The following is a 14,616-nucleotide window of genomic DNA, read 5'->3' on the forward strand; positions in this document are numbered from 1 at the left end:
TCTAACCATTTTTGAGGTGAGTCTAGGCGCATTAAAATGGACTATAGAGTGTGTATAGTTAAGGGTGAAAGGAGATTACCGATGAACGAGCAACAACGATTAGCAAGTCAACAAGCAAATTCCTCTACGAAAAAAGAAGAGAAAGATTATAGTAAATACTTTGAAAGTGTATATCAACCACCTTCCTTAAAGGATGCGAAAAAGCGAGGGAAAGAAGAAGTTAAAATTGAACGGGATTTTGGCTTACCTGAAGAGTTTCGCAATTTTGGTACAGGAAGAAAGTTCTATATTCGTACATATGGTTGTCAAATGAATGAGCATGATACGGAAGTAATGGCAGGTATTTTCACAACGCTTGGATATGAACCAACTTTTTCGACTGAGGATGCAGATGTAGTTTTATTAAATACTTGTGCAATTCGTGAAAATGCTGAAAATAAAGTGTTTGGTGAACTAGGCCATTTAAAGTCACTAAAGCGAAGAAATCCGGACCTTTTAATTGGTGTATGTGGTTGTATGTCTCAAGAAGAATCTGTTGTAAATAAAATTATGCAAAAAAATCAGCATGTAGATATGGTATTTGGAACGCATAATATTCATAGATTACCGTACATTCTAAAAGATGCGATGTTCTCGAAAGAGACGGTAGTTGAAGTATGGTCAAAGGAAGGCGACGTAATTGAAAACCTTCCGAAAGTACGTCGTGGTGATATTAAAGCTTGGGTAAATATTATGTATGGCTGTGATAAGTTCTGTACGTATTGTATTGTACCGTATACGCGCGGAAAAGAGCGGAGCAGACGTCCAGAAGATATTATCCAAGAGATTCGTCATTTAGCTGCGAATGGTTATAAAGAAATTACATTACTTGGACAGAACGTAAATGCATATGGTAAAGACTTTGAAGATGTAGAATACGGTCTTGGTGATTTAATGGACGAACTTCGTAAAGTTGATATTGCCCGTATTCGTTTTACAACGAGCCATCCACGTGATTTCGATGATCACTTAATTGAAGTGCTTGGCAAAGGTGGCAACTTAGTAGAACATATCCATTTACCAGTTCAATCTGGAAGTACAGATATGCTGAAAATTATGGCGCGTAAATATTCACGTGAGCATTATTTAGAACTTGTAAGAAAAATTAAAGAAGCAATTCCAGATGCAGTATTAACAACAGATATTATCGTTGGTTTCCCAAATGAAACAGATGAGCAATTTGAAGAAACGATGTCGTTATATCGTGAAGTAGGATTTGATACTGCCTTTACATTTATTTATTCTCCTCGCGAAGGTACACCAGCTGCAAAAATGAAAGATAATGTACCTATGGAAGTGAAGAAAGAACGTCTTCAACGCTTAAATACACTAGTAAATACGTTGGCAATTGAAAAGAATAGTCGTTACAAAGGTCAAATTGTAGAAGTGTTAGTTGATGGGGAAAGTAAAAATAATCCGGAAGTACTTGCAGGTTATACTCGCACGAATAAACTTGTAAACTTCGTCGCTTCAAAATCTTTAATTGGTCAGCTTGTGAAAGTAAAAGTAACGGAAGCAAAAACTTGGTCTCTTAACGGGGAATTAGTTGAAGAGCCGATTGAGGTGAAATAATAGATGAAAGTATATTCGAAAGATGACATTGTTGAACAAGCAAAAGAATTAGCAAAAATGATTTCTGAAACAGAAGAAGTTGATTTTTTTAAGAAAGCAGAGGCGCAAATTCATAAAAATGAAAATGTAAAGCGCGCAATCGATGAAATTAAAGCACTGCAAAAACAAGCAGTAAACTTGCAGCATTACGGGAAGTGGGAAGCTTTAAAAAAGGTAGAAGCTGAAATTGATGCATTGCAAGATAAGTTAGACAGTATTCCAGTCGTACAAGAATTTAAATCTTCACAAACATATGTAAATGACTTATTACAGTTAGTTGCTAGTACAATTTCTAACAACGTAACAGATGAAATATTAATTTCAACTGGTGGCGATGTACTTAAGGGTGAAACTGGCGCAGCGGTAGAAAGTAAAAAAGGAAATTGTGGTTGTTAAAGAGATGTCATATTGACATCTCTTTTTTTTAGTTGATTAAACGTAAGTTCTTCTCAAAAAAAGAATGACACATTCCGCTATTGTCACGCATATGATTAAGTGAATAGTGATTGAGGAGGGTTACGAATGTCCGAATTTAGAGAGATTATTACAAAAGCAGTGGTTGGAAAAGGACGTAAGTATACAAAGTCAACGCATACATGTGAATCGAATAATGAACCAACAAGTATTTTAGGGTGCTGGGTAATTAACCACTCGTACGAAGCAAGAAAGAATGGGAAGCATGTGGAAATTGAAGGTTTCTATGATGTGAACACTTGGTATTCATTTGATGGAAATACAAAGACTGAAGTTGTAACAGAACGCGTGAACTACACGGACGAAGTAAGCATTGGTTATCGTGATAAAAACTTTTCTGGTGACGATTTAGAAATTATTGCTCGTGTTATTCAGCCACCAAATTGTTTAGAAGCGCTTGTATCACCAAACGGTAATAAAATTGTTGTAACTGTAGAACGTGAATTTGTAACAGAAGTAGTTGGAGAAACGAAAATTTGTGTAAGTGTAAATCCTGAAGGCTGCGTAGAATCAGATGATGATTTCCAAATTGCTGATGATGAATTTGAAGAATTAGATCCGAACTTTATCGTTGATGCAGAAGAAGAGTAATAGAAAGCTAGGGAGAAGTTCTTCCTAGCTTTTTACTTTACATAAGTGGCGCTGAATGAACATGATTCTTTATGAAATATGTTATAATGAAGATAGACTCCTGAAATAGGAGATATGGATGTCCGTGAAATGTGACATATATGAAAATTGATTACTATGTAAGAATTATGGAGGAAAAGTATGACGCAATATACCCCTATGATACAGCAATATTTAAAGGTTAAGGCAGACTATCAAGATGCCTTTTTATTTTTCCGATTAGGCGATTTTTATGAAATGTTCTTTGAAGATGCCGTTAAAGCAGCTCATGAACTTGAGATTACATTAACGAGCCGAGATGGTGGCAGTAGTGATCGTATACCGATGTGCGGTGTACCGCATCATGCAGCTAAAAACTATATTGAACAACTTGTTGAAAAAGGATATAAAGTTGCTGTTTGTGAGCAAGTGGAAGATCCAAAAACAGCTAAAGGTGTAGTGCGCCGTGAAGTAGTACAACTAATTACGCCAGGAACGATGATGGAAGGGCGTACAATTGATGAGAAAGAAAACAACTTCTTAGCCGCATTAACACATTTTGAAGATGGATCATATGCTTTAGCTTGTAATGATTTAACGACTGGACAAAATACAGTAACGTTGTTAACTGGTTCAGTAGAAGATATTTTATTGGAAGTGTATGCAACTGGTTCAAAAGAAATTGTTGTAGATTCTTCATTTTCTAAAGATGAATTAAATAAATTAACTGAAACGTTAAAAATGACAATTTCATATGAAGATGCAACGGCAATTCCTGAAGGATTAGAACATCTTGTGAAAAATGTTTCGCAAGCAAAGTTAATTAAAGCAATTGGACGCTTATTTAACTATTTGATAAGAACGCAAAAACGTTCATTAGATCATTTACAGCCTGTAGAAATTTATTATACGAATCAATTTATGAAAATTGATGTGCATTCAAAGCGAAATTTAGAGCTGACAGAAACACTTCGAACGAAAGAAAAAACAGGATCATTATTATGGCTATTGGATAAAACAAAAACAGCTATGGGTGGTCGTATGTTAAAACAGTGGATGGAACGTCCACTTATTCAGAAAGAAAAAGTTGAAGAGCGTTTAGAAATGGTTGAAACATTTGTAAATGATTACTTCTTACGTGAAGATTTAAAAGAAAAACTAAAAGAAGTATATGATTTAGAACGTTTAGCAGGAAAAGTTGCATTTGGTAATGTCAATGCAAGGGACTTATTACAGTTAAGACGATCTTTACTTCAAGTACCAGCTATTTTAGAAGCGATTAGTTTGTTAGATAATGCTTATGCAGCAAGGTTAATTCAAGGAGCGGATCCATGTGAGAGCTTAACTGAATTACTAGGAAGAAGTATTCAAGAAAACCCACCGCTTTCTATTAAAGATGGAGATATTATTAAAGACGGTTATAATGACAAGCTTGATCAATATCGTTACGTTAGTAAAAACGGAAAAACGTGGATCGCTGAGCTTGAAAAACGAGAGCGTGATATTACAGGAGTTAAATCGTTAAAAATCGGGTACAACCGTATTTTCGGCTACTACATTGAAGTGACGAAGGCGAATCTTGCAGCACTTCCAGAAGGCCGCTACGAACGAAAACAAACGCTTGCTAATGCTGAACGTTTCATTACAGATGAACTGAAAGAAAAAGAAACGTTAATTTTAGAAGCAGAAGAAAAAATTGTACAGCTAGAATACGATTTATTTACAGCACTTCGTGAAGAAGTAAAAGTATTTATTCCGAAATTACAACATTTAGCAAAAGTAATTAGTGAATTAGACGTACTGCAAAGTTTCGCGACAGTTAGTGAAGAAGAACAGTTTGTAAAACCTGTACTAACAACGAAGCGTGAAATCTTTATTAAAGATGGTCGTCATCCTGTCGTTGAAAAAGTATTGAACGGAAAATTGTATGTACCGAATGATTGTATTATGCCAGAGAAGATGGATGTCTTTTTAATTACAGGACCGAACATGTCTGGTAAAAGTACGTATATGAGACAGTTAGCACTTGTAACGGTTATGTCACAAATTGGTTGTTTCGTACCAGCGACAGAAGCAGTATTACCTGTATTTGACCAAATCTTTACGAGAATTGGTGCAGCAGATGATTTGATTTCAGGTCAAAGTACATTTATGGTCGAAATGTTAGAAGCGAAAAATGCAATTGCAAACGCATCAGAAAGAAGTTTAATTTTATTTGATGAAATTGGACGAGGTACATCTACGTATGATGGCATGGCACTTGCACAGGCAATCATTGAACATATTCATGACCAAATTGGGGCAAAAACGTTATTTTCTACACATTATCATGAATTGACTGTGTTAGAAGAGAGTTTAGATCAACTGAAAAATGTACACGTTTCAGCAATTGAAGAGAATGGTAAAGTAGTATTCCTTCATAAAATTCAAGATGGAGCAGCAGATAAAAGTTACGGAATCCACGTTGCGCAACTTGCAGAGCTTCCAGATAGCTTAATTGCCCGCGCGAAAGAAGTGTTAGCACAACTAGAAGGACAAGAAGAAATTATTATTCCAAAGCGTGTAGAAGTGAAAGTGCAGGAGCAAGAAGTTATTCCAGAACCTGTAGTTGTAAAAGAAGAGCCAGTAGAAGTACTAGAGGCGAAAGTAGAGACTGAGGAAGAATCACAACTATCTTTCTTTGGAGGAGAACAGTCTTCGAAGAAACAAGACAAGCTTGCGTTAGATCAAAAAGAAACAGCAGTACTGGCGCAAATTAAAAAAATTGATTTACTTGATATGACGCCTTTAGAAGCGATGAACGAACTGTATCGCTTACAGAAAAAGTTAAAGAAAGGATGAGTAAGTAGATGGGGAAAATTCGCAAACTCGATGACCAACTCTCTAACTTAATTGCGGCAGGAGAAGTAGTAGAGCGTCCTGCTTCAGTCGTAAAAGAACTTGTGGAAAATTCTATCGATGCGAATAGTACATCTATTGAAATCCACTTAGAAGAAGCTGGTTTATCGAAAATTCGCATCATTGATAATGGAGATGGCATTGCAGAAGAAGATTGCATCGTAGCTTTTGAACGACATGCGACAAGTAAAATTAAAGATGAAAACGATCTGTTTCGCATCAGAACACTCGGTTTCCGTGGTGAGGCATTGCCGAGTATCGCCTCAGTTAGTGAATTAGAATTAATCACTAGCACAGGTGATGCACCTGGTACACACCTTATTATTAAAGGTGGAGACATTATAAAGCAAGAGAAAACCGCGAGCCGAAAAGGAACAGATATTACAGTACAAAACTTATTCTTTAATACACCAGCGCGTCTTAAATATATGAAAACCATTCATACAGAGCTTGGTAATATTACAGATATTGTGTATCGTATTGCAATGTCACATCCAGAAGTATCGTTAAAGCTGTTTCATAATGAAAAGAAATTGCTTCATACGTCAGGTAATGGTGATGTAAGACAAGTACTTGCATCGATTTACAGCATTCAAGTTGCGAAGAAACTTGTTCCGATTGAAGCTGAATCTTTAGATTTCACAATTACAGGCTATGTAACATTACCAGAAGTAACGAGAGCATCTCGAAATTATATGTCAACAATCGTAAATGGCCGTTACGTTCGAAACTTTGTATTAATGAAAGCAATTCAGCAAGGATATCATACATTACTGCCAGTCGGACGATATCCAATCGGATTTTTATCGATTGAAATGGATCCAATGCTTGTTGACGTTAACGTACATCCTGCAAAATTAGAAGTTCGTTTTAGTAAAGAACAAGAATTGCTAAAGCTTATCGAAGAAACATTGCAAGCTGCATTTAAAAAAATACAGCTCATTCCAGATGCAGGCGTAACAACGAAGAAAAAAGAAAAAGACGAGAGTGTGCAAGAACAGTTCCAGTTTGAGCATGCGAAGCCGAAAGAACCATCCATGCCGGACATTGTTTTACCAACTGGCATGGATGAAAAACAAGAAGAACCGCTGCCTGTGAAACAGCCAGCACAACTGTGGCAACCGCCGAAACAAGAATGGCAACCACCACAGTCGCTCGTAAGAGAAGAACAAAGTTGGCAGCCATCTACTAGACCGATAATGGAAGAACCAATTCGAGAAGAAAAATCGTGGGACAGTAATGAAGAGGACTTTGAATTAGAGGAATTGGAAGAAGAAGTTCAGGAAATCAAAGAGATTGAAATGAACGGTAATGACTTACCGCCACTTTATCCAATTGGACAAATGCATGGAACATATATTTTCGCTCAAAATGATAAAGGCTTATATATGATTGATCAACATGCTGCGCAGGAACGTATCAACTATGAATATTTCCGTGATAAAGTAGGAAGGGTAGCGCAAGAAGTACAAGAACTGCTTGTACCGTACCGTATCGATTTATCTCTTACTGAATTTTTACGTGTTGAAGAGCAACTAGAAGAACTGAAAAAAGTCGGTCTATTCTTGGAGCAATTTGGCCATCAATCCTTTATCGTCCGCTCGCACCCAACGTGGTTCCCGAAAGGACAAGAAACAGAAATTATCGATGAAATGATGGAGCAAGTTGTTAAACTAAAAAAAGTTGATATTAAGAAATTACGTGAAGAAGCAGCCATCATGATGAGCTGTAAAGCATCTATTAAAGCAAATCAATATTTAACGAACGATCAAATATTTGCTTTGCTGGAAGAACTACGTACAACAACAAACCCGTATACATGCCCGCACGGAAGACCGATTCTTGTGCATCATTCTACTTATGAGTTGGAGAAGATGTTTAAGAGGGTTATGTAGAGTGAATGTCAAAAAGGAAAAATTAATTAGACTAGGGAAAAATTAATTAGACTAGAGAAAAATCAAAAAGAAATAATTTATTTTTGTTATTATTTTGGAAAAGTTATGAGCTGAGAAAACGAAGCGATTGAAATAAGTCGCTTCGTTTTTATTAATTTTTTAGGTTCTAATGTAAGTAGGTATTGTCGTCAAGGAAAGAAAAGGAAATACCTCGAAACGAAAAAAGCTGAATTCTCATAAGTAAATGTGAAAATAGTTAATTTTGGATATCCCAACTTTATAGGAACTATACATGATTTTTTAAATCACTTTTTTACTTCTAAGGCGTATCAAGAATTATATCCAAATAAAAAAGCGTTATTAGATGAAGAGGAGATGTATAAAGAAAAATTCGCTGAAATTTTCAGTGAATATAGTTCCTCTTTTGCCCCTACGACTCGAATAAAAGAAACATATTTAGAATTTTTAAATGATGGTAGCCTAGAGTTAATAGGCGAGTGCAATGAGTGGTGTCGAGAAGAGGTGGTTAATACCTTTAGGGATTTGTTAGAAATGGGGATATTTAGGCATAATGATACTATATCATTTTCAAATTGGTATATAAAAAAGTACGAACATCGTATTAAGAACGCATTTGGAAAACGGTTTTTGTGGGCATTTATTGATGAAACACAAGATACAAGTGAGATACAATATGATTTATTAATGAGAATATTTAATAATGGATTAACAATACTACAAAAATTTGGAGATCCATATCAAGCGCTGTATACAATGTTTGGAAAAGGGGAAGATGCTTGGGTACCATCTAGAGAAACGATACCGCAACTTGAATTATCATATAGTACACGTTTTGGTGAGAGCATCGCAAAAGTTTTAAGGACTACTTGTATTGAAAAATATGAAGTACTAAGAGGAAATCCTAATAAAAAATCATTTAAACCGTACCTATTATTATATAACTCTAAAAATAATGTTATAAATGAGTACTTAAATTTAGTAAAGAGTTTATCAGATACTAATACAGAGTTTAAGTGGAGTACCAAAAAAATAGGAGCAGTAGGTTTAATGCATGATGAAGTGAAAAATTATTATACTAGGTATAAAAGAAACAGTGATGTAAAGCCAAAAACAGAAACGATAATTAAAAATTTTTATGAGATAGTAATGAAAGGGTTACTAATGTATGTGAAGCATACAAATGATCGGTTACCGAAGGGAAAATCAGCATATTCTCTTAATTACTTTAATAATTTATTGAGACAAGAAAAGTTTATAGATATAAAGTCTAAGATAGCGGTGTGTATAAAAGAAATTTATGGTGCTGAGGGAGTTGTAAACGAGGATATTAAGGAAGAAATCGTTAAAATATATAAAAGAATTATTGAATTAGAAGAGATGATACTTAATAATGAAGATTTATTAAATCATTGTACAGAACGTGTATGTAATAGAATTGAGAGGAATTATATTAGTTATAAGCGAGGACAACAGCTCATCCAAAATGACCAGATGTTAGATATAGAATTGGTAGAACAAGATATTTGCTTTGGAACAGTTCATTCCGTTAAAGGTGAGACTCATAAAGCAACACTTCTTTTAGAATCAAAGATAAGGAAAGGGGATTTTAATAATCCAGACATATTCTATGATTTTACGGAGATTTTTGACTTTTTAATTGGAAATTATCGTAATTATGAAACTGAATCTGGATATTTACCTGAGGTAATTAGGGATGCACTAAAAACAGCTTATGTAGCGTTAAGTAGGCCGACACATTTAGCTGTGGTGGCTATAAATAAGATGAATTTAGGAGATTCAGTAGATGAAAAAAGGGGAATGGCTATTGAAGCTGGATGGGAAGTTATAGATGTTAATTAAAATTCTAAGAATATTTGTAAGTGACAAATATTAAAATGAAATAGGTATTCTTCTCAACGTGTAAAATGAAAATATAATTGTTTAATTTTGATTTAGGATAATTCACTATAATAAAAAATATAACAATAATGTTGTTTGAAAATCTAAGTTTTATTCCAAGATGAAAATTCACTTAATAATCTTTTAACCTTAGATTCTAATAAAAAATACTCCATTCTAGAAACATATAATAATACGAAAGATAGATTACCTGATAAAATTTATCCTTTTGCTTGAGATCCATTTGGTAATCTTTTATGCTTCGATTATCGAGATACCAGTGATTCACCATCAATCGTATTCTGGGATCATGAGGAAGAAGACATAGAGGAAGCAATATATCCTGTTTGTCCAGCATTTACAGAATTGCTTGATAGTCTATATGAATTTGATGATGAAGAATAAAGGATGAGTTATACCATAGCTTATCCTTTATATTTTTATCATTTATTGGTTTTAATAAAAAGCACCCGACATCTTTCGAACAGCAAAAATCGGGAAAGATTCTCTTATTTCATACATAATATTTTTGAAGGGAGGGGTAACGTAGTATTTAAACCTATACGTTCACGCAAGATTACATGTATTTAGTACTATAAATCTGCAAAAATTTAGTTTAGAATAAAATATCCATCAAATTATTCTTAATTAATAGATTCATGAGAAATAACATATTCTATTTTAATAATTATATCACATTCACTTATACAAAAAACAAGAAACTTCTTATAATTAAGGAGCTTCTTGTTTTTAACTTTAGACAAAGCAAATTTATATCAGTTTTAAATAATTAACACAATTATAGATGTTAGAGCAATAGCATCTATCTACTTAGTAGTATTGGGATTTTCCCATTGGATTCCTTTTGCTTATCTTGCCAGCTTTTCAATGATTGGAGCTTTAGCAGATAAATCACCACTTGCCATATTACTCATAAAATCCGCACCATAAATAGTAACGGTATCCCCAACTTGAATATCCTCAAGTACTTTAGAAGAAACAACAGCAGTAACAGACAGGCCCTCACTAGAAATTTGGATTGTTTCCTTTGTTTTATTGATTACACTTCCAGTGTGCATTTTATATTGTTTTTCTAGAACGTTTTCTTCATTTTCTTTTTGAACAATTACATATTTAGCTGTAGCTGGATCACCTGGTATTGAGCCTATAAAAACAGGAGCATAAACGGTAACGGTATCCCCAATTTGAATATTTTTTAGTACCTCAGGGGAAGAAACGATAGCGTATACACTTGACTTTTCACCAGAAACCACCAATCCGTCTTCTGTTTTTTCAGTTACTTTACCTGAACGTTTTTGGTGTTGATCTAGAACATGTTGTTCTTTTTTATCGACTTCTGATGCAGACCTCGATTTATCTACACTTGTATTAGCAGTCACTGTCTTACTTGCCAACTTTTCGATGATTGGAGCTTTAGCAGATAAATCACCGCTTGCCATATTACTCATAAAGGATGCCCCATAAATAGTAATGGTATCTCCAATATTTATATCTTGTAAGACTTCAGAAGAGACGGTAGCTCTAACCGTCGAACCTTCACTAGAAATTTCAATAGTGTCCTTTGTTTTATTGATTACACTTCCAGTGTGCATTTTATATTGCTTTTTTAGAACGTTTTCTTCATTTTCTTTTTGAACAATTGCATATTTAGCTGTAGCTGGATCACCTGGTATTGAGCCTATAAACATAGGAGCATAAATGGTAACAGTATCCCCAATCTGAATATCTTTAAGTACCTCAGGGGAAGAAACGATAGCGTATACGCTTGAGTTTTTACCAGAAACCACTAATCCGTCTTCTGTTTTTTCAATTACTTTACCAGAAAGTTTTTGATGTTGATTCAGAGCATTTTGTTCTTTTTTATCGACTTCTGATATAGATTTCGATTTATCTACACTTGTATTAGCAATCACTGTCTTACTTGCCAACTTTTCAATGATTGGAGCTTTAGCAGATAAATCACCACTTGCCATATTACTCATAAAGGATGCCCCATAAATAGTAACGGTATCCCCAACTTGAATATCCTCAAGCACTTCAGAAGAAACAGCAGCAGTAACAGTCAGGCCTTCATTAGAAATTTGGATTGTGTCCTTCTTTTTATTGATTACACTTCCAGTGTGCATTTTATATTGTTTTTTTAGAACGTTTTCTTCATTTTCTTTTTGAACAATTGCATATTTAGCTGTAGCTGGATCACCTGGTATTGAGCCTATAAACATAGGAGCATAAACGGTAACGGTATCCCCAATCTGAATATCTTTAAGTACCTCAGGGGAAGAAACGATAGCGTATACACTTGAATTTTTACCAGAAACAACCAATCCGTCATTCGTTTTTTCAATTACTTTGCCTGAAAGTTTTTGGTGCTGATTTAGAAGAGTATTAGTACTTGTATAGTCTTTTTCTTTTAATTCACTATTCATATCTCTTGACAGCATATCAGTTTTAGCAGTAAGTTGAGCGGCTTCAGCGCGTGTTATAGACCTATTTGGTTGCCAGCCATTATCCGTACCATTGGAAATATTTAAGTCAATTAAAATATTGGCATACTTTTCTCCCCAATGTCCTTTTAAATCCTCAAATTTACCTTGGTCATTATTACTTGCTGTACTTTGTAGTTTATAAGCATTTACTAGCATCGTTGCCATGGCAGCGCGAGTTACTTTACCGGATGGATTGAAAAGGCCATTCCCTTCTCCTTTAACAATGCCAGCTTTTTCAGCTGCAGCAATATAGGGAGCGCCCCAGTGGTCTTGAGAGTCTGTAAAAGAAGGTTTGGCTTTTGGATCGATTTCTATTCCTAAAGCTTTTGTTATAATTGTTGCAGCGGAAGCTCGATCTAACGTAACGTTTGAGCCAAAAGTTCCATCTGGATAACCAATTATGACTTGTTTATCCACTAAATAGTTTACAGATTGCTCTGCCCACTTGGGAACATCAGGAAATTTGTGAGTATCCGCTAAAATATTAGAAGAATAAGATAATATAGCTCCTGCAAGGATACCTGTTGTAATTAATTTGCGCTTCATAAAAATACACACCTCTACCAATCTATTGTATTACCAAATTGAGATTTTTTATTTTTATATTTATATGTTTGTGATGATGCTGACATCTATTCAATTTGGTGTAACGATTATAGTTACTTATATGCATGAGTGTCAATGAATAACTTTTACAAAAATGTTTAATATTAACATGAAAAATCAGTATAAATTAATTTTATTTACTGAAAATTAATAAGGTGTTGACGTATTAATGTATACTTAACTATAATTAATCGTGATTAATTGAGATTGATTTTCAAGTTTGTATACTAGTTTAACAAGTATACAAAAACTAACTTGAATTTAATTAAAAAAATTGAATATAAACTTATATTTGTTCATTGACACTTATATACAGGCGGCTAAAATCGTTGAACCAAATGTATGTTATGCTTAAAAATTTTTAAACGATACATATTGATAGAAAATGATAGAAAATCTTTTCTCTATATACTCTGTTGGGGAAAGAACCTTTATTTATGCAACTCCTTATATATATTGTCCATTAACAATATAGTTTATTATTAAATAAGCTCACCAACATTTATTGCAATTTTTTATTACTAATTCTTAATAAAGGAATAATGTAAATTAAATGCATGAAAATGGATAGAAATTAAGATTTAGAAGGAGAATATTTTATGAAATCCAAGTTAATTGCTACAGGAATTATTGCAGGAAGTCTACTATCCTACTCATCTAATATATTTGCAGATACTCACAAATTTCCTGATGTTCCCAAGTGGGCAGAGCAATCTGTAAACTATTTAGTGGATAAACAAGTCATAATTGGTTATCCAGATGGAACTTTTGGTTCACATGATTCATTAGACAGAGCTTCCGCTACGAAAATTATGACAAAAGTATTAGGTATACAAATTGACTTTGATGCAAAACCATCCTTTACAGATGCACAAAGCCATTGGGCTACCCCTTATATCGCTGCAGCTGAAAAAGCTGGCATTGTTAAAGGCGAAGGGAATGGCCTTTTCAATCCATCCGGTAAAGTAACTCGCGCTGCCATGGCGACGATGCTAGTAAATGCTTATAAATTACAAGGTACAGCAAATAATAATGACCAAGGTAAATTTGAGGATTTAAAAGGGCATTGGGGAGAAAAGTATGCCAATATTTTAATTGACTTAAATATTTCCAATGGTACTGATAATGGTTGGCAACCAAATAGGTCTATAACACGCGCCGAGGCCGCTCAACTTACTGCTAAAACAGATATGTTACAACAAAATCAAAATAATGGTTTAAAAGACAAAGAAATCATTACTGCTACTTCGTATGAGGATTTAAATTTAACAGTGGCTTCGAAAATTACAGCCCAAGAGATTGATAGTTTTATTGCAAAATACCATTCAGATAGTCCGTTAGTTGGACATGGGCAAGACTTTATTAATGCGCAAAATCAATACGGTGTCAATGCACAGTATTTAGCAGCACATGCAATTTTAGAGTCTGGATATGGAAAATCAGAAATCGCATATCGAAAACACAATTTATTTGGGTTACGCGCGTATGATAAGGATCCGTTTAAATATGCAAAATATTTACCAACCTACGGTGACAGTATTGCTTATAATGCCAATTATGTACGAGAAAGATATTTAGAAGAAGATGGCATGCATTATAATGGACCAACATTAGCTGGTATGAACGTAAAATATGCATCAGACAAAGGCTGGGCTGGAAAAATTGCAAATATTATGGAACGTATTAAACCTTTCCGTGGGGAAGACTATACATCTGCAAAAAAATTACCAAAAAATCCTGAAACATTAGATGTTGAAGCGTTATCTAATAACATTCTATATAACATGTATGAAGATGGGACAACAGCAAATGTTGTATCAACAGCTGCTTATTACCATGTACCGTATCCATTTAGCTTAAAAATTAAAAGTAAATCAGATGTAGCAGTCGAGGAAAATAAAGTTGGTACAGTAACTCGTGGAACAAACATCTTTATTTATCGTGAAGATCCAAATGGATGGGTGGAATTCTCTTTTGACACTACTGGAGAAAAATACTGGACATTAAAAAGTAAATTAAGTATGTAATTAGAAAGGTCTCTTTCACTACTCATAATC

At 34.2% G+C, this 14,616-nt stretch carries 8 protein-coding genes and 1 pseudogene; 8 read left to right on the plus strand and 1 reads right to left on the minus strand.

Annotated elements, in window-relative coordinates; all coding sequences use genetic code 11:
* Positions 1 to 81 precede the first annotated feature (81 nt).
* From miaB to N2V92_RS16040, 7 genes and pseudogenes are all read left to right on the plus strand, one after another.
* A complete protein-coding gene (gene miaB, locus N2V92_RS16010; protein WP_001005392.1) occupies positions 82 to 1,611 on the plus strand; it encodes a tRNA (N6-isopentenyl adenosine(37)-C2)-methylthiotransferase MiaB in 1,530 nt (509 codons plus the stop codon).
* A 3-nt stretch (positions 1,612 to 1,614) separates the two neighbouring features.
* Positions 1,615 to 2,046, plus strand: coding sequence for a RicAFT regulatory complex protein RicA family protein (locus N2V92_RS16015; protein WP_000870460.1), 432 nt, complete (start codon positions 1,615 to 1,617; stop codon positions 2,044 to 2,046).
* Positions 2,047 to 2,172: 126 nt separating this feature from the next.
* Positions 2,173 to 2,715, plus strand: a complete 543-nt coding sequence (gene cotE / locus N2V92_RS16020; RefSeq protein ID WP_001288799.1) for an outer spore coat protein CotE — start codon at positions 2,173 to 2,175, stop codon at positions 2,713 to 2,715.
* Between the two features lie 180 nt (positions 2,716 to 2,895).
* Positions 2,896 to 5,574, plus strand: coding sequence for a DNA mismatch repair protein MutS (gene mutS, locus N2V92_RS16025; RefSeq protein ID WP_000195989.1), 2,679 nt, complete (start codon positions 2,896 to 2,898; stop codon positions 5,572 to 5,574).
* An 8-nt stretch (positions 5,575 to 5,582) separates the two neighbouring features.
* Positions 5,583 to 7,526 (plus strand): DNA mismatch repair endonuclease MutL, encoded by a 1,944-nt coding sequence (gene mutL / locus N2V92_RS16030; protein WP_000516486.1) that lies wholly within the window; start codon positions 5,583 to 5,585, stop codon positions 7,524 to 7,526.
* Positions 7,527 to 7,772: 246 nt separating this feature from the next.
* Positions 7,773 to 9,407: a UvrD-helicase domain-containing protein gene (locus N2V92_RS16035; protein ID WP_016077345.1), complete on the plus strand. Its 1,635-nt coding sequence runs from the start codon at positions 7,773 to 7,775 to the stop codon at positions 9,405 to 9,407.
* Between the two features lie 156 nt (positions 9,408 to 9,563).
* Positions 9,564 to 9,851, plus strand: a pseudogene (locus tag N2V92_RS16040) (SMI1/KNR4 family protein); the annotation flags it as partial.
* Between the two features lie 464 nt (positions 9,852 to 10,315).
* Here the strand turns inward: N2V92_RS16040 and N2V92_RS16045 are convergent.
* The gene (locus N2V92_RS16045) at positions 10,316 to 12,499 is read right to left on the minus strand and encodes an S-layer homology domain-containing protein (RefSeq protein ID WP_042595525.1); all 2,184 of its coding nucleotides are present in this window, start codon (positions 12,497 to 12,499) and stop codon (positions 10,316 to 10,318) included.
* Positions 12,500 to 13,158: 659 nt separating this feature from the next.
* Between N2V92_RS16045 and N2V92_RS16050 the strand changes: the two genes are divergently transcribed.
* On the plus strand, positions 13,159 to 14,586 hold the full coding sequence (locus N2V92_RS16050) for an S-layer homology domain-containing protein (protein WP_000837503.1): 1,428 nt from the start codon (positions 13,159 to 13,161) through the stop codon (positions 14,584 to 14,586).
* Positions 14,587 to 14,616 lie beyond the last annotated feature (30 nt).

The organism is Bacillus sp. CH_48, from assembly GCF_038008465.1.
GTDB classification, from domain to species: domain Bacteria; phylum Bacillota; class Bacilli; order Bacillales; family Bacillaceae_G; genus Bacillus_A; species Bacillus_A thuringiensis_S.

Excerpts from the sequence above, each read along its gene's own strand:
- cotE (WP_001288799.1), top strand. The coding sequence starts at position 2,173 with ATGTCCGAATTTAGAGAGATTATTACAAAAGCAGTGGTTGGAAAAGGA.
- mutS (WP_000195989.1), top strand. The coding sequence starts at position 2,896 with ATGACGCAATATACCCCTATGATACAGCAATATTTAAAGGTTAAGGCA.
- miaB (WP_001005392.1), top strand. The coding sequence starts at position 82 with ATGAACGAGCAACAACGATTAGCAAGTCAACAAGCAAATTCCTCTACG.
- N2V92_RS16045 (WP_042595525.1), bottom strand. The coding sequence starts at position 12,499 with ATGAAGCGCAAATTAATTACAACAGGTATCCTTGCAGGAGCTATATTA.
- N2V92_RS16015 (WP_000870460.1), top strand. The coding sequence starts at position 1,615 with ATGAAAGTATATTCGAAAGATGACATTGTTGAACAAGCAAAAGAATTA.
- mutL (WP_000516486.1), top strand. The coding sequence starts at position 5,583 with ATGGGGAAAATTCGCAAACTCGATGACCAACTCTCTAACTTAATTGCG.
- N2V92_RS16050 (WP_000837503.1), top strand. The coding sequence starts at position 13,159 with ATGAAATCCAAGTTAATTGCTACAGGAATTATTGCAGGAAGTCTACTA.